Below are 23,844 nucleotides of genomic sequence, written 5' to 3' on the forward strand. Positions count from 1 at the left end.
AGGCCCTACGGAGCATCGGGGGATGCACATGAACAGCGCTCCGCACCTGCTGGCCGAGGACCGGCCCGAGTACGAGCGGATCCTCGACGACGCACTGCGTCACGCCCATGAACGACCGGATCTGGCCGCTGTCGGTGAACGCCTCAATCCGGTGCAGCTGCGCACGATGGCGATGGCGGCCACCGCGCTGATCACCGCCGCGGCCGCCACCGAGTACGAGCACTACGTGAAAGCCCGCGAGGAGGTCCGCGCCGCGGCCGCCGGACCGGACGAGGACGGAGCCCAGGACGCCGGCCCGCACGGCCCCCGCCAGTCGGGCGCCGGCGTAGGAGTCGTCATCACCACCCTGGCGCCGGTGCTGGCAGGCACAGCCGCGGTGATCTTCCTGCTCATCGGCTACGTCCTGAAGGCCCTCGACCCGCCCCCGGCGTTCGCACGCACCATGGTCGGCGCGGGCTGGTTCTTCGTTGCGGCCACGGCGGCCGCCATGCTCGTCGCCGCGGTCGGCCTCCTCATCACCGCTCTGCGCAACGGCTCGACCTCGGTGCCCGCCGAGGAGCAGGGCGAGGAACTGCCGGAGGACGCGGCACGCGCCAGGGAGGCCTGGCGGCACGCCCTGCTGGAACGCGGCATCCTGCCGTTCCTGCGGGACGCCCTCGCCGACCCCGGGGCCGCACCGGCCGCGCGCATCCCGCACCGCTCGGCCAACCGCATCCCGAAGATCGGCTACAGCAGGCCGGACTTCTCCAGCCCCGACGACGGCCCGGCTGCCGCGCCCCGGCCGACGTTCACCAGCCCGGACTTCACCAGCCCCGACTTCGGCGGCCCGGAACACGAGCTGGAGTGACCGCGGCGGGCACGCAATCCTCACGCCCCAAGCCCACCCCGCCTCACCCCCCTCCCCACACCCCCGCCGCCCCGCCTCGGCTGTGGCGTCCTACGATGCGTCAGTCCTCCGGCGGACCCTCCCGCCGGGCGACAGCGTGACGGAGTGCAGCGTCCACCTGCTGCCGGATGACGGCGACAAGCCGTTCGCGGCGGGTTTCGCGGAGGCGGACCGGCCAGGACTGGTGGCCTGGCGGGCCCCCCTCCGCTGAAGCGGGCAGGTCAGTCGGCCGTCTCCGCGAGCGGCAGGTACACCCGGTTCCCCGATGCCGCGAACTCCTCGGACTTCGCCTTCATACCCGCCTCGACGTCGTCGCTGCTCAGACCCATCTGAGAGCCGTACTTCGATGCGATGGTCTGAGAGATCTTCATCGAGCAGAACTTCGGCCCGCACATCGAGCAGAAGTGCGCCGTCTTCGCCGGCTCGGCCGGCAGCGTCTCATCGTGGAACTCCCGCGCGGTGTCCGGGTCGAGGGCCAGATTGAACTGGTCCTCCCAGCGGAACTCGAACCGGGCGTCCGACAACGCGTCGTCCCAGTCCTGCGCCCCCGGGTGCCCCTTGGCGAGGTCCGCCGCATGGGCCGCGATCTTGTAGGTGATGACCCCGGTCTTCACGTCGTCCCGGTTGGGCAGACCGAGGTGCTCCTTGGGCGTCACGTAGCAGAGCATCGCCGTACCCCACCAGGCGATCATCGCGGCGCCGATGCCCGAGGTGATGTGGTCGTACGCCGGCGCCACATCCGTCGTCAGCGGGCCGAGCGTGTAGAACGGCGCCTCCTCGCAGATCTCCTGCTGGAGGTCGATGTTCTCCTTGATCTTGTGCATCGGGACGTGGCCCGGCCCCTCGATCATGGTCTGGACCCCGAACCGCTTGGCGACCGTGTTCAGTTCGCCGAGCGTACGCAGCTCCGCGAACTGGGCCTCGTCGTTGGCGTCCGCGATCGACCCGGGCCGCAGCCCGTCGCCCAGGGAGTACGTCACGTCGTACGAGGCGAGGATCTCGCAGAGCTCCTCGAAGTGCTCGTAGAGGAAAGACTCCTTGTGGTGCGCGAGACACCACGCCGCCATGATCGAGCCGCCCCGGGAGACGATGCCGGTCTTGCGCCGGGCCGTCAGCGGCACGTACGGCAGGCGCACGCCGGCGTGCACCGTCATGTAGTCGACGCCCTGCTCGGCCTGCTCGATCACGGTGTCCTTGTAGACCTCCCAGGTCAGCTCCTCCGCCCTGCCGTCGACCTTCTCCAGGGCCTGGTAGAGCGGCACGGTGCCGATCGGGACGGGGGAGTTGCGAAGAACCCACTCACGGGTGGTGTGGATGTTGCGGCCGGTGGACAGATCCATGACGGTGTCGGCGCCCCACTTGGTCGCCCAGGTCATCTTGTCCACCTCCTCCTCGATGGAGGACGAGACCGCGGAGTTGCCGATGTTCGCGTTCACCTTCACCAGGAACCGCTTGCCGATGATCATCGGCTCGATCTCCGGGTGGTTGACGTTGACCGGCAGCACGGCCCGGCCGGCGGCGATCTCCTCGCGCACCACCTCGGGCCCGACGTTCTCCCGGATCGCGACGTACTCCATCTCCGGGGTGATTTCGCCCCGGCGGGCGTACGCGAGCTGGGTGACGGGACGGCCGTCCCGGCTGCGCCGCGGCTGCCGGGGGCGGCCGGGGAAGACCGCGTCCAGATTGCGCAGCCCACCGCGCGGTGAGGTGTGCTTGAGCCCGTCGTCCTCGGGCCGTCCGGGACGCCCCGTGTACTCCTCGGTGTCACCGCGGGCGATGATCCAGTGCTCCCGCAGGGGCGCCAGTCCCCGGCGGACATCGGTCTCGGTGGTGGGATCGGTGTACGGCCCCGACGTGTCGTACAGCGTCACGTCCTTGCCGTTGGTGAGGTGCACCTGACGAACCGGCACCCGGAGGTCCGGGCGTGAGCCCTGGACGTAACCCTTGTGCCAGCCGATGGACTTCCCGGCCTCGTCGTTCTGGTTCGAGGCAGGCGTGCGTGCATCCGATGTGGTCATGAGACCTACTCCCTACGCCGGCATTACCCGGTAACAGGTTCGGCGGTCGGCGCAGCCTGTCCCGTACGGACGTACGGAGATCAGCGCCCTCTCAGCCCGGTGCTCCGAGCTCCCGCGTGTGCAAAGGTGCCACCACGCTAGCGCCCTTGTTGGCGAGCTGAACAGAGGGCCCCTTGTCTTCTTGCGATGATCTGCCGGTGACGTCCCCTCATAGCGACCCCGAACCGCAGGGCCATCAGCACACGCACTCCCACAGCCACGGCCCCGCCGCTCCCGTCTCCGGTCATCTGCGCAAGGTGATCGCCGCCGTGCTGATCCCGTTCGCGGCGGCGGTAGTCGTCGGGCTCGTGGTCCTCTGGCCCGGTGGTGCGCCGGCGCACGAGCGCACCGGCGTCGGCTTCGACCGGCAGACCCAACAGGGCAAGGTGGTGAACATCGACAAGGTCGACTGCAAGGACGTGAACGCCTCGCAGCTGCCCGTCAGCGGCGAGAACGCCCCGCCCACCGGCGACCAGGCCGAGGGCGACGACGGGGCCGCCCTCTGCAAGAAGGCGACCGTCGAGATCACGAGCGGGAAGGACGACGGCCGGAAGTTCGTCGAGGTCGTCCAGCCCGACGCACCCCGGCAGCTGCGGGACGGTCAGGGGGTGGTGGTCGCGTACGCCCCGGACGCACCCCATGACCTCCAGTACTCCGTCACCGATGTGAACCGGAAGTTCCCGTTGATGCTGCTGGCGGGGATCTTCGCGCTGGTGGTGGTCGCCGTGGGCCGAATGCGCGGGGTGATGGCCCTGGTGGCGCTCGCCCTGTCGTTCGCCGTGCTGACCCTCTTCATCCTTCCGGCCATCCTGCAGGGCTCCAACCCGCTGGTCGTGGCGGTCGTCGGAGCGAGCGCGATCATGCTGATCGCGCTCTACATCTGCCACGGGCTGACGGCCCGCACCTCGGTCGCCGTCATCGGCACCCTGATCTCACTGCTGCTCATCGGACTGCTCGGCTCGCTCTTCATCGGCTGGGCGAGCCTGAGCGGGAACACCGATGACAACACCGGTCTCATCCACGGCCTGTATCCGCACATCGACATGAGCGGGCTGCTGCTGGCCGGCGTCATCATCGGTTCGCTGGGAGTGCTCGACGACGTGACGGTCACCCAGACCTCGGCGGTCTGGGAACTGCACCAGGCGGACCCGACGATGAGTGCGAAGAAGCTCTACCGGGCAGGGATCAGGATCGGACGCGACCACATCGCCTCGGTGGTCAACACCCTGGTGCTCGCCTACGCGGGCGCGGCGCTTCCGTTGCTGCTGCTGTTCTCGGTCGCCCAGAGCGGCGTGGGGACGGTGGCCAACAGCGAACTGGTGGCGGAGGAGATCGTGCGCACACTGATCGGCTCGATCGGGCTGGTCGCCTCGGTCCCGGTGACCACCGCGCTCGCGGCGCTGGTTGTCTCCGCGGACCGCGCCGGTTCCGGCGTGGACGCAGGACCTCCGCCTCCCGTACGGAGCGGCAGGGGACGCCGTCGTCGGGCGAGGTCCTGAGTGCCCGAACACGGAGAGCGATTCACCCGTTCGGCAGGTGTGCTGTTCGACCGGCAGGCAGGCCAAGGGCACGGGCTTCGTCAGCCGGCGTTCTGTTCCTCGGCCAGAATCCGCCCCAGTGCCTCTTCCAGATTGCCCTCGAAGTCACCCAGCGTGCACTCCTGCCCGAGCGGCACGAGTTTGTCCGTCCGGTCGAGAAATGCCACGAGAGGTGCCGTACCGGCCCTGAAGAGGGCTCGGTCGGCCCCCACCTGGAGCCTGATGTGGACATCGGACAGCCCTTCGGGCTCGGTCGGCCCGATGTGTACATCGCCGTCACCACTGGGGCTGTTGAGGCCGTCGAGCAGCAGCTCGCGGCCGAAAGCCCAGGTGACGGGGGCGTCGCCGGGCAGATGGAAGGTCATCCGGATCGCGTACGGATCGCACACTTCGTACCGGAGCTCCACCGGGATACGGAAAGAGAGCTCCTCGGAGACGAGGAAGCTCATCATGACCTCAGCTTGAACCGACTCGCGCATCGTTCAACCCCGCAGTAGATGAATCTGGCCAGGAATGATCCCCCATGGCCCTATTGACGCCATCGTGGTGCACGCGATAGCAGATCACAAGGAGTGATTTTTCAGATACTGATAGAGAACACGAACGAACGCAAGAGGCTGGCCACTTCGCCACGTAGTCGTTCGACTGCGGGGAGCAACCGTTCTTCCTGGTCGAGGGGGACCGAAATGGCCATCGCGGCTGCCGTGAATCCGGCCGTGATCGGAATGGCCGCGCAGACCGTGCCGAGGGCGTACTCCTGTCGTTCGATGACAGGTTCCATACGCTCGATCGACCGCAGCCGCTCAAGGAGTGCCGGACGGTCGCGCACGGAGTAGCGGGTCAGCGGGCGCACCGGATGCCGGTCCAGGTGGTCCTCGCGGGCCTGCTCGTCGAGCTGGCTCAGCAGACACTGGCCGATCGCGTGGGCGTGCCCCGTCTCGCCGAAGGCCGCCCACTCCTCCACCGCCGGAGCCGCCGGGGTGTCCGCGACCGCGACGAGTTCGATCTCACCGTCGCGGTAGACGGCGCAGTACACCGGGGCGCCGATGATGTCCCGCCACCGCCCCAGGGACTGGGTCATTCTGCTGCGCCGATTCTGCAGCGCGCCGTCGTCCACCAGCCGCTCCGCGGCGGCGCCGAAGAGGAAGACACCGTTCTCCCTGCGCAGATACCCCTCGTGGGTCAGCGTGCGCAGCAAGTGGTAGGCGGTGGGAAGGGGGAGCCCCGCTTCCCGTGCGAGCTGTTTGGCCGGAGCCCCGTCCCGATGGGTGCCCACAGCCTCCAGCAGCCTCAGTGCCCGCTGCACCGATCCGATCAACGTCGGTACAGCGGTACTCGATGCCGTGGTCAACGGTCACCCCCAGGCATGGTGACGGGCGGTCAGCCCGCCTGTGGGGGCCGCCCCCACAGATCTGCCGCAGGCCTGGGGTCCAGAAGGCCGGATGCCGTACAAACCACTGGTCAGGGTGGCTACTGACGGTGTTTTCCCAGGTGGCGGCAGCGGACTGTCACTGTATCGGGAGCATCCGGACGAGGTGCCGTTTCACCTTCCGCTTAGCTCAGCTGGGCTAATCACCCGGCCGGCCGCGCGGTAACCGGTCGCGCTACCAGTCGCCTCGCGAGGAGGACGACATGAACTTCCGTACGACGAAGACGAGCCCGCCGATCAGGATCACGAAGATCAGGACCTTGAACAGCAGACCGATCACGAAGCCGACGATGCTGGCGATCAGGCCGCCGAACACGACGATCGCGATGACGGGCACCGCGATCCACTTCACCCACCAGGGCATTCCCGCGAATATCTCCCGCACGGCCATCGTCCATACCTCGTCTCTGTGAGTTCCTGCTTCGATGCTAGAGGTGTCCGGGCGGGCTGCGGGGGCCCTGACCCCTTGAACTCCCCTGATCGATCCCCTAGGGATCCCCGAGACGCGGCTCGGCCCTCGGGGGGCCACAACTCCGTCCCGGCGCGATGGACGACTCAGCCCTCGGGCGGCGAGAACACCACCATCACGCGCAGGTCCTCCGTGATGTGGTGGAACTTGTGGGCGGTGCCGGCAGGCACGTACACGACACTTCCTCTGCCTACCTGCGTGGTTTCCATGCCCACGGTGATCGACGCACGTCCGCTGACGACGAGGTAGACCTCGTCCTGGTTGTGCGGCTGCTGCGGGTCGAGTGCTCCGGCGTCCAGGGCGTACAGACCGACAGACATGTTCCGTTCGCGGACGAACTGGAGGTAGGCCCCGTCGTTGGCGGCCCGTTCCGCTTCCAGTTCGTCCAGTCTGAATGCCTTCATGGCCGTCCGCTCCTTGTCTCTGCCCAGCCGGTGTCCGCCACCGATCATGTCTGCCACGATCAGACACATGAAGAATTTCGTAGTCAAGACGATCGCCAACGCGGGCGCTCTGGCCGTGGCCATCTGGCTGCTCCACGACATCACGCTGACCGGCGGCAGCACCGGCCGCAAGATACTGACCCTGATCCTGGTCGCGCTGATCTTCGGTCTCGTCAACTTCCTGGTCAAGCCGGTGGTGAAGCTGCTCACGCTGCCGCTCTTCATCCTCACCCTGGGACTGATCACCCTGGTGGTGAACGCCCTGATGCTGATGCTGACCTCCTGGCTGGCCGATGTGCTGGACCTGAGTTTCCATGTCGACGGCTTCTGGACCGCCGTCCTCGGCGGTCTGATCATTTCGATCGTGTCCTGGGCGCTGAACGTGGTCCTGCCCGACGAGGACTGAAGCTCCCGCACCTGAAACAGTGACGGCAGGACCGGCGACAGACCGGGGAGAGAATCGAGGACACCCCAATGAGCACCATGGGCGACGGAACCCGGGCGGTACGTGCGGGTCTGCCGGAACCGCAGCAGTACGAGCCCACTCTCCCCGGCCCCGTCTTCGCCGCGCACTACCACCTGTCAGGCGAGCCGACCGGGCCGTACACCTACGGCCGGGACACCAACCCGACGTGGACCCATCTGGAACGGGCCATCGGCGAACTCGAAGCGCCGGGCGAGGATGCCCTGACCACGGTCTTCGCCTCCGGCATGGCGGCGGTCTCCGCGGTCCTGCTGTCCCAGGTGAGCGCCGGCGACGTCGTCGTGCTGCCCGACGACGGCTACCAGGCACTCGTGCTGGTACGGGAGCAGCTTGAGGCCTTCGGCGTCGAGGTGCGCACCGCCCCGACCGCGGGTGACGCTCAGCTGGATCTGCTGGAGGGGGCCAAGCTCCTGTGGATCGAGACCCCGTCCAACCCCGGGCTCGACGTCTGTGACGTGCGCCGGCTCGTCGAGGCTGCGCACGCGGGCGGCACGCTGGTGGCCGTCGACAACACCCTCGCCACCCCGCTCGGCCAGCGCCCGCTGGAGCTCGGCGCCGACTTCTCGGTGGCCAGCGACACCAAGGGCATGACCGGCCACGGCGACATCCTGCTCGGCCATGTGACCTGCCTGGATCCCGAGCTGGCAGCAGGGGTGAGGCGCTGGCGCAAGGTGGTGGGCGCGATCCCGGGCCCCATGGAGGCCTGGCTCGCCCACCGTTCCCTGGCCACGCTGGAACTGCGGATCGAGCGGCAGTGCGCGAACGCCCTCCTGCTCGCCGAGGCCCTTGCCGAGCACCCGGAAGTGAGCGGGCTGCGCTACCCCGGGCTGCCCAGCGACCCCTCGCATCCGAACGCCGTGCGCCAGATGCGGCGCTTCGGCTCCGTCGTGTCCTTCGTACTGGCGGACCGCGGCACCGCCGAGCGCTTCCTCCTGGCCCTGCGCCTCGTCGAGGACGCCACCAGCTTCGGTGGCGTGCGTTCCACCGCCGAGCGCCGGGCCCGCTGGGGAGGGGACGCCGTGCCGGAAGGCTTCATCCGCTTCTCCGTCGGGGCCGAGGACCCCGCCGACCTGGTGGCCGACGTGGAACGTGCGCTGGCCGAGGCCGTCACCGGGAGCTGAGACCCGCACCGGTGCGGTACGGACGGTCCGAGCCTCCCCCCTCGTGGCTCGGACCGTCCCGGTTCTCCGTCTTCTCCACCCGAAGAACCGCCTCGACAAGGCTAGTTGACTCTGCGTCAGTGTCCAATCACAGTAGCGGCAGCGACCTATCGACATATTTATAGTTGTCCGGGTCCTACGGGCCGCACGGGCGAGAGGGGACGGACATGGACCTGGCCCTGCTGCGCACCTTCCTCACCGTGCACCGCGCGGGCTCGTTCACCCGCGCCGCCGCACTTCTCGGCCTCTCCCAGCCCGCCGTGACGTCGCAGATCCGCACCCTGGAACGGCAACTGGGCCGCCCGCTCTTCCTCCGACGGGCCCGCGGCGTGACGCCCACCACCATCGGCGACGAACTCGCGCACCGGGCGGCTCCCCATCTGGACGCGCTGGTCGAGATAGCCGAGACCGAGCTCGACACGGAGACGGGCGTACGGACGCTCCATCTGGCGGGACCGCCGGAGTTCACCTCCCTGCGGGCCCTGCCCGCGCTCACCCCGCTCATCGCGCAGGGGCTGGCACTGCGCAGTTCGTTCTCCGCCGATACCGACGAGACGCTCGACGGTCTGGCCGCCGGGCACCACGACCTGGCCATAGTGACGGCCCGGCCACGCGGCGGCCTGCTGACCGCCGCCCCCCTCTGCGACGAGGAGCACGTTCTGGTCGCGGCGCCCCGGTGGGCCGGTCGTCTGGGGCCGGGAACGCTGCGGCGCGACGGCCCGGTGGTTCTGGAGCAGCTGCCCGTGGTGGAGGTGCACGAGAGTCTCCCCCTTGTCTCCCGCTACTGGGCGGCGGTCTTCGACAGCCGGCCGGCGGCCGCCGGCGCGGTCATCACGCCGGATCTGCGGGCCGTCCTGGAGTGCACGGCAGCGGGGGCCGGGCTCGCCGTGCTGCCCCGGTATCTGTGCGAGGGCGCGCTGGAGCGGGGCGAGGTGGTGGCGCTCCACGACCCGCCGGTACCGCCCCTGCGCACGTACTTCCTCGCCGCACGTACCGGCACGCTCGCACTGCCGCACCTCGCACGGGCACACGAGGTATTACTGCGAGCCGCAGCCGACTGGTGACCGCAGGACGGGCCGGCAGCCGTCGGGTGTTTCAGAACCGGTTCTGCGGGCCACTCTCTTGCCATGACCGAACGTCCTGTGGTCAAGCGCACCGCACGCGCCGTCCTGCTCGATGGCAATGACCTGATCCTCATCAAGCGCACCAAGCCCGGGGTGGATCCGTACTGGCTCACGCCCGGCGGCGGGGTGGAGCCCGAGGACGCGACCGTCGTCGAAGCCCTGCACCGCGAACTGGACGAGGAGCTGGGCGCGAAGATCACCGACGTGGTGCCCTGCTTCGTCGACACCGTGGAACACATCGAGGGCGGCGGTGTGAAGGGCGTCAAGGTCCAGCACTTCTTCGTCTGCCGTCTCGAATCCATGGACCTGTCCCTGCGCCACGGCCCCGAGATCGACGACCCCTGTGGGGAGTACGACGTCGTACGGGTGCCCTTCAGCCGGGTCGGCATCGCTGCCGTGCACCTCGTTCCGCTGTCGCTGAGGCACTACCTGGACGGCAACATCGAGGGCGTCCGGGCGATGCACGCTCCCGACCTCGGCTGATCAAGCCGTACGCCGAGTCCAGTACGTGGAGATACTCCCCTCGGCAGATGTCCCGTCGCGCGGCACGCTGCACCGTGTTTCACGTGAAACCACTCAAGCGCCGCCTCCGCAGAAGCCTTCTCGTCACCCACGTGTCGGTATCCGTCAGCTGGCTCGGACTCACCGTCTGCCTGCTGACGCTCGGCATCACCGCTTTCGCGACCGGCGATCCGGTCACCGCGCAGGCCGCCATCCGGGCCATGAAGATCTTCGGCGACTGGCTTGTCGTCCCGGTCGCCCTGGCCGCCCTGCTCAGCGGCCTGATCCTGTCGCTCGGCACCCCCTGGGGACTGGCCAGACACCGCTGGGTCTGGACGAAGTTCTGGCTCACCCTGGTCACCACGGGACTGTCCGTCTTCTCACTGCGCCCCGGCATCGACGGAGCCGCTGAGCGCGGGACCGCCGACATCGATCTCGTCGTCGCTCCTTCCGTGGCCGGCGCGACCTATCTCTTCATCACCGCGATCTCCGTACTGAAGCCCTGGGGGCCCACCCGGCGCGGCCGGCGTCTGCGGGTCTCGGCCAGATCCGTTAAAGCGCTGGACGAGCGATCACCGAGTCGGACAGCCTGACCCCATGCCCAGCTCATTGCCCCGCCCCCTCGCCGACCTACCCGTACGGCGTCTCACCCGGGACGACCTGGTCCCGTGCGCCGATCTCAGCGAGGACCGTGGCTGGCCGCGCGATGAGCACCGGTGGGGACTGCTCCTCACCGCGGGGACCGCCTACGGCATCGACGATCCCGAGGGCAAGGGTCTGGTGGCTACCTGCGTGGTGACCTCGTACGGTCCGGAACTGGCCACCATCGGCATGCTCCTGGTCGCCGGGCGTTACGGCCGCCAGGGAGTCGCACGACACCTGATGCGTCGGGTGATCGACGCGACCGGCGACATCCCCCTCAGTCTCTACGCGACGTCGGCAGGCCGTCCCCTCTACGAGGAGCTCGGCTTCAGCGCGGTGGGCCGGGCCCAGCGGGTGAGCGGGCACTTCCGGCCGCCCGGTGAGGCCGGCAGCCGCGGAGCGGGCGTGCATCCGGGTCCGACGAGCGGCGCGGGCCCGACCGTCCGCCCCGCGACAGCGGGGGACCTACCGGCGATGATTCGTCTGGACGCGGAGGCCTTCGGCCTCGACCGCATGCGCCTGCTGACCCGTCTCCCGGCCTTCGCCGACCATCTGCGGGTGGCCGAGGACGGTGGGGAGCTCGTCGGGTACGCCGCACTGTGGCCCAGCTCGGAGAGCCATGCGGTCGGGCCGCTGATCGCGCGGGACACCGCCACGGCGAAGCGGCTCGTCGTCTCCCTCGCCGCGGCTACGGACCGGCCCCTGCGCGCGGACGTCGACGCCCGTCACGAGGAGCTGCTGGCCTGGTTCGAGGCGTGCGGCCTGGAGCCCGGCACGGCGACCACGGTCATGCGCCTCGGCAGCACGCCGCCGCCGGGAGACTGGACCCGGCGTTTCGCACCGCTGAGCGTGGCGACGGGCTGAACCCGCCGCCCGCTCTTCGTCCCCTGCGTTCCCAGGGTGTACCAAGCCTCAGACGAGACCGGCGACAGCGGTGGTGGCGAACCCGTGGTCCTGCTCCGGCGCACCGCCACCGACTCCGATGGCGCCGATCAGCCGGCCGTCGCGATGGACCGGGACGCCGCCGGCGATGAAGAGCAGCGGCCGGTCCAGCGCGGTCGGCAGCGTGTGGAAGAGGCCGCCCGGCCGGACCGCGTCGACCAGGTCGGCCGTGGGGGTGTCGAGCTGCAGCGCCGTGTACGCCTTGCGGGTGCTGGTCTCACCGGCGATGAGGACGGCCCGGTCGTCGCGGCGGAAGGCCAGCAGGTGGCCCCCCGCATCCAGGACCGTGACGGCTGCCGCGACACCTGCGGCCTCGGCGGACGCACGGGCCGCCTCGATCAGCGCCTCCGCGTCCTGTGTGGTCAGCGGAACTACAGCAGTGGTGGGAGTGCTCATGGGGGGCTCCTTGGCGGGGGGTGGTGGGGTGGGGCTGGAACTCAGTGCCGGGTGGCAGCGGGTACGACGGCCGGCTCCGGAGCGTGGGTGACCACCGGCCGGTTCCGGGACGCCGTGCGCCGCTCCAGGCTGCTGGAGACGACGGCGAGGACCAGGGCGGAGGCGGCGAGGACCGCGCCGACCCAGTTGGGTGCGGTGTAACCGAGACCGGCGGCGATGACCATGCCGCCGAGCCAGGCGGACAGGGCGTTGCCGAGGTTGAAGGCACCGATGTTCACCGCGGAGGCGAGAGTCGGAGCGCCGGCTGCCTGGTCGAGCACCCGCTTCTGCAGCGGGGGTACGGTCGCGAAGCCCAGGCCGCCGATCAGGAAGATGGTGACGGCTGCCGCGATCTTGTTGTGGGCGGTCAGCGTGAACAGCGACAGGACGAGGGCGAGGCCGCCCAGCGACACGTACAGCAGGGGCATCAGACGACGGTCGGCGAACTTGCCGCCGAGCAGATTGCCGGCGACCATGCCGAGGCCGAAGAGCACCAGCAGCCAGGTGACGGACGCGGACGAGTAACCGGCGATCCCGGTCATCATCGGCGTGATGTACGTGATCGCGGCGAAGACCCCGCCGAAGCCCAGCACGGTCATCGCCATGGCGAGCAGCACCTGCACATTGCGGAACGCGGCGACCTCGTGGCGAAGGCGTACGCCTTCGGGGCGGGGCTGGTCGGGAACGAGCCTCGCCACACCGAGCAGACCGACGACGCCGAGGGCGGCGACGACGAAGAACGTGCTCCGCCAGCCGGCACTCTGGCCGATGTAGGTACCCAGCGGCACGCCGATGACGTTGGCGACGGTGAGACCGGTGAACATCATCGCGATCGCGCCGGCCTTCTTGTGCGGGGCGACGAGGTCTGCCGCCACGACCGATCCGATGCCGAAGAAGGCGCCGTGGGCGAGCGAGGCGATCACCCGGCCCGCGAGCATCACTCCGAAGACCGGGGCGGTCGCGGAGACGACGTTGCCGACGACAAACAGCGCCATGAGGATCATCAGCATGCGTTTGCGGCTGACCCTGGTGCCGAGAAGGGTCATCAGAGGGGCTCCGATGACGACACCGAGCGCATAGCCGGTGACGAGGAAGCCCGCGGTCGGGATCGAGACCTGGAAGTCCGCCGCCACCTCGGGAAGCAGCCCCATGATCACGAACTCGGTCGTTCCGATACCGAATGCCCCGATGGCGAGGGCGAGGAGCGCGAGCGGCATGGGTTCCACCTTTCCAGAAGATTGCGTCTGCGCCTTACGAGCGTCCACAATAATTGCAGACGCTGGTTAATTGCAAGCGCGGGCTATTGCAGCCGTCGCCTATCCTGGACGCAAGCAACTCCGGCACGGAGGAGAGACCCATGACAGCGACGGACCCGGCACTGACCGCCCTTTCCCAGGGCTGGTGCGCGCTCTCCCTGCTCCACGGGAAGATCGAGGCCCGGATCGAGCGGGCCCTGCAGGCCGGACACGGTCTCAGCGTGCGGGAGTACTCCCTGCTGGACGTCCTGAGCCGGCAGCACAACGGGACCGGCGGGCACCTGCAGATGAAGCAGGTGGCCGACGCCGTCGTACTCAGCCAGAGCGCCACCACACGTCTGGTCACCCGCCTCGAGGACCGGGGCCTGCTGACCCGGTACCTCTGCGACACCGACCGCAGGGGCATCTACACCGATGTCACCGAAGCCGGTCTCACCCTGCTCTCCGAGGCCAGGCCGACCAACGACACCGCTCTGCGGGCGGCGCTGGACGATGCCGCCGAGAACCCCGAACTGGCCCCGCTCGTCCGGGCGGTCGAGGAGCTGAAGGTCCCTGCTTAGAGGGCCCGTCCACGGGGCGCCGCGCGGCGTAGGCTGCCGATCATGAGCGATCTGGAAATCCGTCCCGCGGCTGTCGGCGATCTCTCCGCGATCGTGGCCATGCTCGCCGACGATCCGCTGGGCGCCCGGCGCGAGTCGCCGGACGACCTCTCCCCGTATCTCGCGGCGTTCCGGCGGCTGGCCGACGATCCCCATCAGCACGTGATGGTCGCCGTGCGTGCCGACCGCGTCGTCGGGACGCTCCAGCTGACCGTGATCCCCGGACTCTCCAGGCGCGGCTCGACCCGGTCGATGATCGAGGGCGTCCGCATCCACGAGGCCGAGCGCGGAACCGGTCTCGGCACGCGGATGATCCAGTGGGCCGTGGACGAATCACGGCGTCAGGGCTGCCAGTTGGTCCAGCTGACGTCCGATGTGACCCGGACCGACGCGCGCCGCTTCTATGAACGGCTCGGCTTCGTCGCCAGCCATGTGGGCTTCAAGCTCGCTCTCTGACCGCAGCCCGGCATCCAAGGGGTCGACCGTGCACCACATCAGCGACGAACAGCGCCGCATCAGAATCGGCCGACGCCACCTCCTGGCCCCGTCGGCGCGGTCGCACTCCCCCGTGGCCGTCGCCGACGCCGTCGTCGCCCTGCACGCGACCGACGCGGCCACCGTCTTCCTGTCCGCCTGCGCACGGCTCCGGGTGCCCGATGTCGCCGCCGTGGAGAAGGACCTCTACGAGGACGTCTCGCTGGTACGCCTGCTCTCCATGCGCAACACCCTCTTCGTCGTGTCCGCGGAGATGGCCCCACGGGTCGAGGCCTCGAATGCGCGCGCCGTCGCAGCCAAGGAACGCCGGACCCTCCTCAAGCACTTGGCGGAGGACGGCAACGGGCTGGACGAGCAGTGGCTGGCCGACACCGAGGCCTCCACCCTCACCGCCCTGGCCGCCCGGGGTTCCGCCACGGGCAGCGAACTCTCCGCCGCCGTGCCAGCCCTGCGCACCAAGATCACGGTCTTTCCCGGCAAGAAGCAGGAGGCGGTGCAGGGCGTGGCCTCACGGGTCATCCGCGTACTGGCTGCCGAAGGCCGGATGCGCAGGGACCGTCCACGGGGGTCCTGGACCTCCAGCCAGTTCCGCTGGACGGCATGCGAACCCCGGCCGGAACAGGAAACCGGCCGGGCACAAGCGGAGTTGGCGCTGCGCTGGCTCCGTTCGTACGGCCCCGCCACCGAGGCGGACCTCAAGTGGTGGACGGGCTGGGGGCTCGGACAGGTCCGCAGGGCGCTGGCCACCGCGGGCGCGGAAGAGGTACGCCTCGACAGCGGTGCCACGGCCTGGGTCGCACCGCGGGACCTGGCACCCGATCCGGCACCCGAGCCGTGGGCGGCCCTGCTCCCCGCGCTCGACCCGAGCGCCATGGGGTGGGCCGATCGCGGATTCCACCTCCCGGCCGAACACCGGGCGCTGCTCTTCGACCGCTCCGGCAACATCGGGCCCACCGTGTGGTGGAACGGCCTGATCGTGGGCGGGTGGGCCCTGCGCGCCGACGGCGAGCCGGTCTGGCGACTACTCGGCGACCCCGGCCGGGATGCCTCCGCCGCGATCGAGGCGGAGGCGTCCCGGCTGGCGGGCTGGGTGGGCGAGGCGCGGATCACACCACGCTTCCGCACCCCCCTGGAGAGGGAGTTGACGGCCTGAGCGGCCCGTCACGCCGTTTCACGTGAAACGGGACCTTCAGCTCCCCAGGCCTCGCCACCCTTCCTCGTCCACGCCGCCCGGAACCGCCGCCGCGGGGTCGTAGGGCTCACGCGTGAAGACGAACGAACCGAGATCCAGATGGTTCACGCTGCCGTCGCCGTTCCGTACGACCCGCAGCGTCTCCCCCGCGTAGTAGCCGTCCAGCCCGACCCAGGTGCCGTCCGGGCGGGCGGTGAAGCGGGCGCCACGACCCGGGCCGTTCAGGGGCCGCAACTCCAGGCCGCGGTCGGAGGTCAGCCGCAGGATGTTCGGACGCGTACCCCAGTACCAGGGGCCGGTCAGCGCAAGAAGCTCAGCGTCCACCTCGGGCAACGGGCGCCACGGCTCCGGGATACGGGGCTCCGCTTCGGCGACGATGTCCACGAGTGCGGCGGCCACCTCGCCGACGGCCACACCGGATGTGACATTGGCGAACGCGACAGCGGCCACATCGTCCTCGGCGCTGAACCAGAGCGCCGCCAGGAACCCGGGCAGCGATCCCGTGTGACCGATGAGCGTGCGGCCCTTCCTCCGGATCACCTGCAGGCCCAGACCGTAATGGCCGTCCCAGTCCCCCGACTCGGGCGGCGCGGCCGGCGCCTTCATCTCCGCCACGGAGGCGGCCGTCAGTACCCGGTCATCTCCCTCGGCCAGGAACGCGGCGAAGCGGAGGAGGTCGGCCGTGGTGGACCAGAGCTGTCCGGCCGGTGCCATCAGTCCGAGGTCCTCGGCGGGCTCGGGCAGCATGACGTCCGCCCACGGGTGGACGGCCCAGCCGCCCGCATGCGGAGCCTGCGCCTGCGGACTCGTACGGTGCATGCCCAGCGGGTCCAGGATCTCGTTCCGCAACACCTCGGCCCAGGATGCTCCGCGTGCCGCTTCGATCAGCGCACCGAGCAGCGTGTAACCAGGGTTGGAGTAGTGATGCCGACGGCCGGCAGGATGCATCCCGCCCCGGTCACCGAGCACGTCCGCAAGGCCGGGACGCAGGCTCCCGGGCGTCCGCTCCCACCAGGGTGCGGGGGACTCGGCACCGAGCCCCGCGCTGTGGCCGAGCAACTGATGAAGGGTGACGTCACCCGCGCCCGTACCGGGCAGGTGCTTCTCCAGCGGGTCTGCCAGATCCAGCAGGCCCTCGTCCCGCAGGCGCAGCACCAGCACGGCGGTGAACGTCTTGGTGAGGGAACCGATCCTGAACTGGGTGTCCGCATCCGGGGCATGTCCGTCGACACACGTGCGGGAGCCGTTCCAGACGACCTGGCCCTGCCGTTGCACCGCAGCGGCGAGTGAGGGTGAGCGCCCTTCGGCCTGGGCGGTGGCGATGCGGTGCAGCAGCGCGCGCTGCGTACCCGGGAGCAACTGTTCAGAAGGAGAAGTCATCGTCAACAACTACCTTCCGCGGGGGCCCGTGGCGACTTCATTTCCCGGCGTCCGCACGTCCGCTCCCGCGCCACCGAGCCGCCGCGGGCGAACGCAAAGCCCCCTCGGCCCTGACCGACCGGATCAGGGGGAGGAGAGAGGGATGCCGGCCTGCTCCGCGGCGGCGTCCGGCGCGGTGCCCTTCGTGGCTGCCGGCGCAGCGTTGCGCCGGGCGGAGAGTCCGAAGGCGCTGATGACGACAGCTAGCACCGCGGCCACGAAGGGCACCAGCAACCCGGCCCGGTAGCCGTCCAGCAGTGCGGCAGGGGTCTCCCCATGCGTGGCAGCCACGCTGACTGTCGTAACTGCGGAGAGCCCGAGTGCGGCGCCGAACTGGAAGGCGGTGTAGAGCAGACCGCCCGCGAGCCCCTGTTCCTCCTCGGTGATCCCATCCGTGGCCGCAATGGTGAGTGGACCGTACGCCAGGGAGAAGGCGAGGCCCAGGACGATCAGGCCCGGGAACATCGCCGCGTAGCTCCAGTCCGCTCCCAGCGGCAGGAACAGTGCGTAGGAGAACACGGCCAGCAGCAGCCCTCCGGAAATCACCTTTGCGTTGCCGAAGCGGTTCACCAGCCGTGGTGTGAGGGTCGGCGAGAGAATCGCGTCGACCCCGATGACCAGCATCGCGAAACTCGTCCGCAGCGACGACCAGCCGCGCAGCTCCTGGAGGTAGAGCACCACCAGGAACTGGAAGCCGAAGAACCCGGCAGCGAACAGCATCGCCGAGAGGTTCGCCCGCACCAGGGGCCCGTTGCGGAAGATGCCCAAGCGCACCAGGGGCGCGGCGGAGCGCCGCTCGATGACGAGGAAGGCGCCGAGGAACGCCAGCCCGGCCAGCAAGGTTGCGGCACTGGCGGTGATTCCGGCGTGGGACACACGCTCCACACCCAGCACGATCAGCACAAGGGCGAGGGTGACGGTGACCGCCCCGCCGGCGTCGATGCGCTTGCCGTTTCTGTCCGGGCGCTCCGACTTGGGGACGAAGGCGAGGGCGGCGACGAGGATGAGGAAGGAGAGAACGACCGGGGCGAAGAAGACCCACCGCCAGCCGACGGCGGTGAGCAGCCCGCCGGCGACCAGGCCGATCGTGAACCCTCCCGCGGCGGTGCCCGAATAGACGAGCAGGGCCTTGTTCCGTTCCGGCCCCTCGGCGAAGCCCGTGGTGATGACGGCCAGACCGGCCGGGGTCATGAAGGCCGCCGCGACGCCGGTGATGAATCGCGCGACGATCAGCATCCAGCCTTCGGTGGCGAACCCGCCGAGCCCGGAGAACAGCAGGAAGACGGTGAGCCAGAGGAGGAACATCTGACGGCGCCCGTACAGGTCGGCCGCCCGTCCGCCGAGGAGCATGAAGCCGCCGTAGCCGAGGACGTAGGCGCTCATGACCCACTGCAGCTCACCGGTGGAGAGCCCGAGGTCGGCACGGATCGCCGGCAGCGCCACATTGAGCATGGCGACGTCGATGCCTTCGAGGAAGATCGCGCCGCACAGCACGAGCAGGACGCCCCACTTGCGCGCGTCCAGCCCGTTCGACGTACTCAAAGCACTCATGGCGAGGAAACCCTTCCGGAGCGGTGGGTGTGGGGGACGCCTCAAGCCTTCTCCACACCCCGGAGGGGAACAACAGCGATGATCGCAACGTCCGTACAGCCAGGCTTACCGATCCATCTCCCACGCGATCCCGGAGACGTGCATGGACCAGAACGAGCTCGAATGCTTTCTCGTCCTCGCCGAGGAACTGCACTTCGGCCGGACCGCCGCCCGGCTGCGCCTCTCCCGTGCCCGGGTGAGTCAGCTCATCCAGAAGCTGGAACGCCGCGTGGGAGCGCCGCTGTTCAGACGTACGAGCCGCAGCGTGGTGCTCACCGCTCTGGGCAGCCGCCTCCATGACGACCTGGAACCCCACTACCGCGGCATCGAGAGCGCCCTGGCGCGGGCCATCACGTCGGCACGCGGTATCGAGGGAGTCCTCCACGTCGGCTTCTCGACGCCGCTGGCCGGAGAGATGGTGATGAAGGCCACCGAGAAGCTGCGCGCCACCCATCCCGAACTCGCCGTCGAGGTATGCGAAGTCCCCTTCTCCGATCCGTACGGGATGCTGCGGAGAGGCGACTTCGACCTCCAGCTGACGGATTTCCCGGTCCATGAGGACGACTTGACCCGCGGCCCGACGCTTCTCGCCGAGGACAGAGTGCTGGCGGTCGCCGCCGGGCATCATCTCGCCGGGCGGGACACGGTGACGCTGGAGGACCTGGCCGAGGTTGCGTTGCTGACGATCGCGGGAGACATTCCGGAGTACTGGCGGGAGCACAGACTGCCGACTCACACCCCCAGCGGCAGGCCGATCACACCGGGCCCGGCCGTCACCAACTTCCAGGAGGCACTGACACTCGTCGCGGGCGGCAACGGCGCCCTGCTGGCCGGTGCCCACGTCGCCCTGTACCACGGCCGGCCCGGCATCTCCTACGTGCCGGTGGAGGGCGACAAGCCCCTCGGATACGGCCTGATGTGGCGATCCGGCGGCGGCAACCGGGCAATCGAACTCTTCGGACTGACAGCACTCGAGGTCACACGGGACATGGCTCCTGCTGATCCGAGGACAGCCCCACCCGGCTGATCCCCGGACGCGGGCCCTCGAGCGATGTCATCCACATCAGGTGCGTCACGTCTGAGCCATGTCCACGAACCGCGAGTAGTGCCCCTGGAAGGCCACCGTGATCGTCGCCGTCGGGCCGTTACGGTGCTTGGCCACGATCAGGTCCGCCTCGCCCGCTCGCGGTGACTCCTTCTCGTAGGCGTCCTCACGGTGCAACAGGATCACCATGTCGGCGTCCTGCTCGATCGATCCGGATTCACGGAGGTCGGAGACCATCGGCTTCTTGTCCGTGCGCTGCTCGGGGCCACGGTTCAGCTGGGAGAGAGCGATGACGGGCAGTTGGAGTTCCTTGGCCAGCAGCTTGAGGTTTCGGGACATGTCCGAAACCTCCTGCTGACGGCTCTCGGCACGCTTCGAACCACCGGACTGCATCAGCTGCAGATAGTCGATGACCACCAGCTTGAGGTCGTTGCGCTGCTTGAGACGACGGCACTTGGCCCGGATCTCCATCATGGAGAGGTTCGGGGAGTCGTCGATGTAGAGGGGGGCCGCGGAGACATCGGGCATCCGCCGCGCGAGCCGCGTCCAGTCCTCGTCCGTCATCGTGCCCGAGCGCATGTGGTGCAGCGCCACGCGCGCCTCGGCGGACAGCAGACGCATCGCGATCTCGTTCCGTCCCATTTCGAGGGAGAAGATCACGCTGGGCAGGTTGCTCTTGATCGAGCAGGCGCGGGCGAAGTCCAGCGCCAGCGTGGACTTACCCATGGCCGGGCGGGCCGCGATGACGACCATCTGGCCCGGGTGCAGGCCGTTCGTCAGGGCGTCGAGGTCGGTGAAGCCGGTCGGCACACCGGTCATCTCGCCACTGCGCGAACCGATCGCCTCGATCTCGTCGAGCGCGCCCTCCATGATGTCGCCCAGCGGCAGGTAGTCCTCACTGGTCCGCTGCTCGGTGACGGCGTAGATCTCGGCCTGCGCGGAGTTGACGATGTCGTCGACATCGCCGTCGGCCGCGTATCCCATCTGCGTGATCTTCGTGCCGGCCTCGACGAGCCGCCGCAGGACGGCACGTTCGTGCACGATCTCCGCGTAGTACGAAGCATTGGCCGCGGTCGGCACCGACTGCACCAGGGTGTGGAGATACGGAGCACCGCCCACCTTGGTGATCTCACCGCGCTTGACCAGTTCGGCCGCCACCGTGATCGGGTCGGCCGGCTCGCCCTTGGCGTACAGGTCGAGGATCGCCTGGTAGACGGTCTCGTGCGCGGGGCGGTAGAAGTCGTGGCCCTTGATGATCTCCACGACGTCGGCGATGGCGTCCTTGGACAGGAGCATGCCGCCGAGGACGGACTGTTCCGCGTCCAGGTCCTGGGGCGGAACCCGCTCGAACCCGGAGGAACCGCCGGAGCCGCCCTCCCATCCGTTGCTTTCCCGGCCTCGATCGTGCTGCTCGCCGCGGTCCCTGTTGTCCCCTCGACGCTGGCGGGAAACAGGCAGCCGGTCGCTGGGCCCGGTGTCGGCCCAGGGGTCGTCCAAAGGCTCGGGAATGCTCATCCGGCCACCTCCTCCCGTCCGCTCCGCGGACCTAGCCGTGCCACTCTTTCTTACGGCACGGCACCGACAAACAAGACGCCCGACTCCGGTTCCGGTGTGTCGGGTTCAGCGGGTTTCCAGGCCGAAACGAGGTGGGGGCGCCGGACCACGGTAGGCGCCCAGGCACCGTCCGCCAATCTGGTTATCCACAGGGCATGTGGACGACGGACCAGATGCTGTGGAGAACTCCGCAGAACCTGTGCACGGACCGGGGGACAGCACTGTGGACAAACTCATAGCCGCGCCACCACGAGTAGCCTGACCTGCACCTTTTCCATCCACGGGCTGTGGGGGAGAAAAACTTTCCAAGTCAGCACAACATCGCGGCAACCAGCCCGTGCCAGAACGTCACTCCGTGCCAACTGTAAGGATCACAAAGCGCTTGCATCCATTACCTGTGGAAGATTAGATTGGCTCCCATGATCCAGGCATCGGCGACCCCGCCGTCTCGCCGCGGGCGCCACGACCGCGAGATCGTCGCGCTCGCCGTCCCCGCCTTCGGCGCCCTCGTGGCCGAGCCCCTCTTCGTCATGGTCGACAGCGCCATCGTCGGCCATCTCGGGACTCCGCAGCTGGCCGGCCTGGCCGTTGCCGCAGCCCTGCTGACGACCGCGGTGAGCATCTTCGTCTTCCTCGCCTATGCCACCACCGCGGCTGTCGCCCGCCGGGTCGGCGCCGGCGATCAGGCCTCCGCCATCCGCCAGGGCATGGACGGCATCTGGCTGGCGATCCTGCTCGGTCTCGTCGTCATCGCCCTGGCGCTGCCCCTGTCCCCCTGGCTCGTCGAAGTGTTCGGCGCCTCGGACACCGCGGCCCCGTACGCCACCACCTACCTCCGGATCTCCTGTCTCGGCATCCCCGCGATGCTCGTGGTGCTGGCCGCGACCGGGGTGCTCCGGGGCCTGCAGAACACCCGCACACCGCTCTACGTCGCCATCGGCGGATTCGCCGCCAACGCTGCCCTCAACGCAGGTCTCGTCTACGGCGCCGGGCTCGGCATCGCAGGATCGGCCTGGGGCACGGTGATCGCCCAGGTCGGCATGGCGATCGCCTACCTCGTGGTCGTGGTCCGCGGCGCCCGGCGCCATGGGGCCTCCCTGCGCCCCGACGCGGCCGGCATCAAGGCCAGCGCCCGAGCAGGCGTGCCCCTGCTGGTCCGCACGCTGTCGCTCCGCGCCGTCCTGCTCATCGCCACGGCCGTCGCCGCCCGGCTGGGCGACACCGACATCGCGGCACACCAGATCGTTCTGTCGCTGTGGAGCCTGATGGCCTTCGCGCTGGACGCCATCGCCATCGCGGGCCAGGCCATCATCGGGCGCTACCTGGGAGCCGGCGACACCAAAGGCGCACGCGAGGCCTGCCGCCGCATGGTGCAGTGGGGCGTCGTCTCCGGTGTCGTGTTCGGCGTCCTGATCGTTCTGGCACGGCCCTTGTTCGTCCCGCTCTTCACTAGCGATCAGTCCGTGCAGGACGCGCTCCTCCCGGCCCTGCTGGTGGTGGCGCTCACCCAGCCGGTCGCCGGAGTCGTCTTCGTCCTGGACGGCGTGCTGATGGGCGCGGGGGACGGGACCTACCTCGCCTGGGCCATGCTCGTCACCCTGGCCGTCTTCGCACCGGCGGCCCTGCTGGTACCCACCCTCGGTGGCGGCCTGGCCGCGCTGTGGGGCGCGATGGCCCTCATGATGCTCGTTCGGATGGCCACGCTCTGGCTTCGCGCCCGCTCCGGCACATGGATGGTCACCGGCGCCACCCGCTGAGCCCACCGCACCGGTCCTGTCTCACGTGAACCGTGCCTGTTTCACGTGAAACAGGCACGCCGCAACGGCGAAGGGCCGCACCCTCGGGGTGCGGCCCTTCACTGTTCTGCAGAGGTGCGCCCAATCAGGCAGCAACAACCTCGACGCCGAGCTTCGCAGCGACCTCGGGGTGCAGACGCACGGACACCTGGTGTCCGCCGAGCGTCTTGATCGGCGAGCCGAGCTCGACGCGACGCTTGTCCACATCCGGGCCACCGGCAGCCTTGATCGCCGAAGCGATGTCGGCCGGGGTGACAGAGCCGAAGAGACGGCCGGCGTCGCCGGAGCGAACAGCCAGACGGACCTTCACGGCCTCGAGCTTGGACTTGATCTCGTTGGCCTGCTCGATCGTGGCGATCTCGTGGATCTTGCGGGCGCGGCGGATCTGCGCCACGTCCTTCTCGCCACCCTTGGTCCAGCGAATGGCGAAGCCACGCGGAACCAGGTAGTTACGGGCGTACCCGTCCTTGACGTCAACGACGTCGCCAGCAGCACCGAGGCCGGAGACCTCGTGGGTGAGGATGATCTTCATGATTCGGTCACCCTCCCTTATCGCGCGGTGGACGTGTAGGGCAGCAGCGCCATCTCACGGCTGTTCTTGACAGCCGTGGCGACGTCACGCTGGTGCTGCGTGCAGTTGCCGGTGACGCGGCGGGCACGGATCTTGCCGCGGTCGGAAATGAACTTCCGCAGCATGTTCGTGTCCTTGTAGTCCACGTACTGGGTCTTGTCCTTGCAGAACGCGCAGACCTTCTTCTTAGGCTTGCGCACAGGCGGCTTCGCCATAG

25 protein-coding genes and 1 riboswitch are annotated in these 23,844 nt (G+C 69.2%); of the genes, 13 read left to right on the forward strand and 12 right to left on the reverse strand.

Annotated features, from left to right (window positions below):
• The first annotated feature begins 22 nt into the window (after positions 1–22).
• A complete protein-coding gene (locus ACFYPA_RS20740) occupies positions 23–847 on the forward strand; it encodes a hypothetical protein (RefSeq protein WP_359082620.1) in 825 nt (274 codons plus the stop codon).
• Positions 848–1,107: 260 nt separating this feature from the next.
• On the opposite strand, the gene thiC is transcribed toward ACFYPA_RS20740, so the two are convergent.
• Positions 1,108–2,904, reverse strand: coding sequence for a phosphomethylpyrimidine synthase ThiC (gene thiC, locus ACFYPA_RS20745; RefSeq protein ID WP_359082619.1), 1,797 nt, complete (start codon positions 2,902–2,904; stop codon positions 1,108–1,110).
• A riboswitch (TPP riboswitch) is annotated at positions 2,897–3,030 on the reverse strand. (Overlaps the previous gene by 8 nt.)
• Positions 3,031–3,101: 71 nt before the next feature.
• On the opposite strand from thiC, the gene ACFYPA_RS20750 reads away from it, so the two are divergent.
• On the forward strand, positions 3,102–4,442 hold the full coding sequence (locus ACFYPA_RS20750) for a YibE/F family protein (protein ID WP_359082618.1): 1,341 nt from the start codon (positions 3,102–3,104) through the stop codon (positions 4,440–4,442).
• 80 nt (positions 4,443–4,522) lie between these two features.
• Here ACFYPA_RS20750 and ACFYPA_RS20755 read toward each other — a convergent pair whose 3' ends face one another.
• From ACFYPA_RS20755 to ACFYPA_RS20770, 4 genes are all read right to left on the reverse strand, one after another.
• Positions 4,523–4,960, reverse strand: coding sequence for an SsgA family sporulation/cell division regulator (locus ACFYPA_RS20755; protein ID WP_114245561.1), 438 nt, complete (start codon positions 4,958–4,960; stop codon positions 4,523–4,525).
• A gap of 101 nt (positions 4,961–5,061) precedes the next feature.
• Positions 5,062–5,832: a helix-turn-helix domain-containing protein gene (locus ACFYPA_RS20760; protein WP_359082617.1), complete on the reverse strand. Its 771-nt coding sequence runs from the start codon at positions 5,830–5,832 to the stop codon at positions 5,062–5,064.
• A gap of 253 nt (positions 5,833–6,085) precedes the next feature.
• Entirely contained in the window at positions 6,086–6,295 is a 210-nt protein-coding gene (locus tag ACFYPA_RS20765) for a DUF5326 family protein (RefSeq protein WP_359082716.1), read from the reverse strand.
• Positions 6,296–6,465: 170 nt separating this feature from the next.
• Positions 6,466–6,783, reverse strand: a complete 318-nt coding sequence (locus ACFYPA_RS20770; protein ID WP_359082616.1) for a cupin domain-containing protein — start codon at positions 6,781–6,783, stop codon at positions 6,466–6,468.
• Positions 6,784–6,850: 67 nt separating this feature from the next.
• Between ACFYPA_RS20770 and ACFYPA_RS20775 the strand changes: the two genes are divergently transcribed.
• The 6 genes from ACFYPA_RS20775 (at position 6,851) to ACFYPA_RS20800 (ending at position 11,597) form a co-directional block, all read left to right on the forward strand.
• Complete coding sequence (locus ACFYPA_RS20775) at positions 6,851–7,228, forward strand: phage holin family protein (protein ID WP_359082615.1); 378 nt, start codon at positions 6,851–6,853, stop codon at positions 7,226–7,228.
• Positions 7,229–7,296: 68 nt separating this feature from the next.
• Positions 7,297–8,427, forward strand: a complete 1,131-nt coding sequence (locus tag ACFYPA_RS20780) for a cystathionine gamma-lyase (protein WP_359082614.1) — start codon at positions 7,297–7,299, stop codon at positions 8,425–8,427.
• A 206-nt stretch (positions 8,428–8,633) separates the two neighbouring features.
• Positions 8,634–9,530, forward strand: coding sequence for a LysR family transcriptional regulator (locus ACFYPA_RS20785; RefSeq protein WP_359082613.1), 897 nt, complete (start codon positions 8,634–8,636; stop codon positions 9,528–9,530).
• A gap of 63 nt (positions 9,531–9,593) precedes the next feature.
• The gene (locus tag ACFYPA_RS20790; protein ID WP_266780427.1) at positions 9,594–10,073 is read left to right on the forward strand and encodes an NUDIX domain-containing protein; all 480 of its coding nucleotides are present in this window, start codon (positions 9,594–9,596) and stop codon (positions 10,071–10,073) included.
• 83 nt (positions 10,074–10,156) lie between these two features.
• Entirely contained in the window at positions 10,157–10,684 is a 528-nt protein-coding gene (locus tag ACFYPA_RS20795) for a DUF2269 domain-containing protein (RefSeq protein ID WP_359082612.1), read from the forward strand.
• A 4-nt stretch (positions 10,685–10,688) separates the two neighbouring features.
• On the forward strand, positions 10,689–11,597 hold the full coding sequence (locus tag ACFYPA_RS20800; protein WP_359082611.1) for a GNAT family N-acetyltransferase: 909 nt from the start codon (positions 10,689–10,691) through the stop codon (positions 11,595–11,597).
• A gap of 48 nt (positions 11,598–11,645) precedes the next feature.
• On the opposite strand, the gene ACFYPA_RS20805 is transcribed toward ACFYPA_RS20800, so the two are convergent.
• The gene (locus ACFYPA_RS20805) at positions 11,646–12,071 is read right to left on the reverse strand and encodes a heme-binding protein (protein ID WP_359082610.1); all 426 of its coding nucleotides are present in this window, start codon (positions 12,069–12,071) and stop codon (positions 11,646–11,648) included.
• 41 nt (positions 12,072–12,112) lie between these two features.
• Positions 12,113–13,327, reverse strand: coding sequence for an MFS transporter (locus ACFYPA_RS20810; RefSeq protein WP_359082609.1), 1,215 nt, complete (start codon positions 13,325–13,327; stop codon positions 12,113–12,115).
• Between the two features lie 140 nt (positions 13,328–13,467).
• Here ACFYPA_RS20810 and ACFYPA_RS20815 point away from each other — a divergent pair, with 140 nt between their 5' ends.
• Genes ACFYPA_RS20815 through ACFYPA_RS20825 form a run of 3 tightly spaced genes read left to right on the forward strand, consistent with a single transcriptional unit; the run spans position 13,468 to position 15,613 of the window.
• Complete coding sequence (locus ACFYPA_RS20815; RefSeq protein WP_359082608.1) at positions 13,468–13,926, forward strand: MarR family transcriptional regulator; 459 nt, start codon at positions 13,468–13,470, stop codon at positions 13,924–13,926.
• A gap of 42 nt (positions 13,927–13,968) precedes the next feature.
• The gene (locus tag ACFYPA_RS20820) at positions 13,969–14,421 is read left to right on the forward strand and encodes a GNAT family N-acetyltransferase (RefSeq protein ID WP_359082607.1); all 453 of its coding nucleotides are present in this window, start codon (positions 13,969–13,971) and stop codon (positions 14,419–14,421) included.
• A 28-nt stretch (positions 14,422–14,449) separates the two neighbouring features.
• Positions 14,450–15,613: a winged helix DNA-binding domain-containing protein gene (locus ACFYPA_RS20825; RefSeq protein WP_359082606.1), complete on the forward strand. Its 1,164-nt coding sequence runs from the start codon at positions 14,450–14,452 to the stop codon at positions 15,611–15,613.
• A 36-nt stretch (positions 15,614–15,649) separates the two neighbouring features.
• Here the strand turns inward: ACFYPA_RS20825 and ACFYPA_RS20830 are convergent, their stop codons facing one another.
• Together ACFYPA_RS20830 and ACFYPA_RS20835 are read right to left on the reverse strand one after the other, a co-directional pair.
• On the reverse strand, positions 15,650–17,032 hold the full coding sequence (locus tag ACFYPA_RS20830; protein WP_389133412.1) for a serine hydrolase domain-containing protein: 1,383 nt from the start codon (positions 17,030–17,032) through the stop codon (positions 15,650–15,652).
• Positions 17,033–17,155: 123 nt separating this feature from the next.
• Complete coding sequence (locus ACFYPA_RS20835) at positions 17,156–18,622, reverse strand: MFS transporter (RefSeq protein WP_359082604.1); 1,467 nt, start codon at positions 18,620–18,622, stop codon at positions 17,156–17,158.
• Between the two features lie 142 nt (positions 18,623–18,764).
• On the opposite strand from ACFYPA_RS20835, the gene ACFYPA_RS20840 reads away from it, so the two are divergent.
• Entirely contained in the window at positions 18,765–19,688 is a 924-nt protein-coding gene (locus ACFYPA_RS20840; RefSeq protein WP_359082603.1) for a LysR family transcriptional regulator, read from the forward strand.
• Between the two features lie 45 nt (positions 19,689–19,733).
• Here the strand turns inward: ACFYPA_RS20840 and dnaB are convergent, their stop codons facing one another.
• Entirely contained in the window at positions 19,734–21,221 is a 1,488-nt protein-coding gene (gene dnaB, locus ACFYPA_RS20845) for a replicative DNA helicase (protein ID WP_359082602.1), read from the reverse strand.
• 458 nt (positions 21,222–21,679) lie between these two features.
• Here dnaB and ACFYPA_RS20850 point away from each other — a divergent pair, with 458 nt between their 5' ends.
• Entirely contained in the window at positions 21,680–23,017 is a 1,338-nt protein-coding gene (locus ACFYPA_RS20850; protein WP_359082601.1) for an MATE family efflux transporter, read from the forward strand.
• Positions 23,018–23,141: 124 nt separating this feature from the next.
• Here ACFYPA_RS20850 and rplI read toward each other — a convergent pair whose 3' ends face one another.
• Positions 23,142–23,588 carry a 50S ribosomal protein L9 gene (rplI, locus tag ACFYPA_RS20855; RefSeq protein WP_073733221.1) on the reverse strand — a complete coding sequence of 149 codons (447 nt, stop codon included), beginning with the start codon at positions 23,586–23,588 and terminating at the stop codon, positions 23,142–23,144.
• 17 nt (positions 23,589–23,605) lie between these two features.
• A complete protein-coding gene (rpsR, locus tag ACFYPA_RS20860) occupies positions 23,606–23,842 on the reverse strand; it encodes a 30S ribosomal protein S18 (protein ID WP_003967857.1) in 237 nt (78 codons plus the stop codon).
• Positions 23,843–23,844: the final 2 nt, after the last annotated feature.

Source organism: Streptomyces sp. NPDC005775, assembly GCF_042871565.1.
Taxonomy (GTDB): domain Bacteria; phylum Actinomycetota; class Actinomycetes; order Streptomycetales; family Streptomycetaceae; genus Streptomyces.

Bases quoted from the DNA above. Each gene is read 5' to 3' on its own strand.
- ACFYPA_RS20740 (WP_359082620.1), top strand. From the start codon at position 23: ATGCACATGAACAGCGCTCCGCACCTGCTGGCCGAGGACCGGCCCGAG.
- thiC (WP_359082619.1), bottom strand. From the start codon at position 2,904: ATGACCACATCGGATGCACGCACGCCTGCCTCGAACCAGAACGACGAG.
- ACFYPA_RS20755 (WP_114245561.1), bottom strand. From the start codon at position 4,960: ATGCGCGAGTCGGTTCAAGCTGAGGTCATGATGAGCTTCCTCGTCTCC.
- ACFYPA_RS20770 (WP_359082616.1), bottom strand. From the start codon at position 6,783: ATGAAGGCATTCAGACTGGACGAACTGGAAGCGGAACGGGCCGCCAAC.
- ACFYPA_RS20775 (WP_359082615.1), top strand. From the start codon at position 6,851: ATGAAGAATTTCGTAGTCAAGACGATCGCCAACGCGGGCGCTCTGGCC.
- ACFYPA_RS20780 (WP_359082614.1), top strand. From the start codon at position 7,297: ATGAGCACCATGGGCGACGGAACCCGGGCGGTACGTGCGGGTCTGCCG.
- ACFYPA_RS20785 (WP_359082613.1), top strand. From the start codon at position 8,634: ATGGACCTGGCCCTGCTGCGCACCTTCCTCACCGTGCACCGCGCGGGC.
- ACFYPA_RS20790 (WP_266780427.1), top strand. From the start codon at position 9,594: ATGACCGAACGTCCTGTGGTCAAGCGCACCGCACGCGCCGTCCTGCTC.
- ACFYPA_RS20800 (WP_359082611.1), top strand. From the start codon at position 10,689: ATGCCCAGCTCATTGCCCCGCCCCCTCGCCGACCTACCCGTACGGCGT.
- ACFYPA_RS20805 (WP_359082610.1), bottom strand. From the start codon at position 12,071: ATGAGCACTCCCACCACTGCTGTAGTTCCGCTGACCACACAGGACGCG.
- ACFYPA_RS20810 (WP_359082609.1), bottom strand. From the start codon at position 13,327: ATGCCGCTCGCGCTCCTCGCCCTCGCCATCGGGGCATTCGGTATCGGA.
- ACFYPA_RS20815 (WP_359082608.1), top strand. From the start codon at position 13,468: ATGACAGCGACGGACCCGGCACTGACCGCCCTTTCCCAGGGCTGGTGC.
- ACFYPA_RS20820 (WP_359082607.1), top strand. From the start codon at position 13,969: ATGAGCGATCTGGAAATCCGTCCCGCGGCTGTCGGCGATCTCTCCGCG.
- ACFYPA_RS20830 (WP_389133412.1), bottom strand. From the start codon at position 17,032: ATGACTTCTCCTTCTGAACAGTTGCTCCCGGGTACGCAGCGCGCGCTG.
- ACFYPA_RS20835 (WP_359082604.1), bottom strand. From the start codon at position 18,622: ATGAGTGCTTTGAGTACGTCGAACGGGCTGGACGCGCGCAAGTGGGGC.
- ACFYPA_RS20840 (WP_359082603.1), top strand. From the start codon at position 18,765: ATGGACCAGAACGAGCTCGAATGCTTTCTCGTCCTCGCCGAGGAACTG.
- dnaB (WP_359082602.1), bottom strand. From the start codon at position 21,221: ATGAGCATTCCCGAGCCTTTGGACGACCCCTGGGCCGACACCGGGCCC.
- ACFYPA_RS20850 (WP_359082601.1), top strand. From the start codon at position 21,680: ATGATCCAGGCATCGGCGACCCCGCCGTCTCGCCGCGGGCGCCACGAC.
- rplI (WP_073733221.1), bottom strand. From the start codon at position 23,588: ATGAAGATCATCCTCACCCACGAGGTCTCCGGCCTCGGTGCTGCTGGC.
- rpsR (WP_003967857.1), bottom strand. From the start codon at position 23,842: ATGGCGAAGCCGCCTGTGCGCAAGCCTAAGAAGAAGGTCTGCGCGTTC.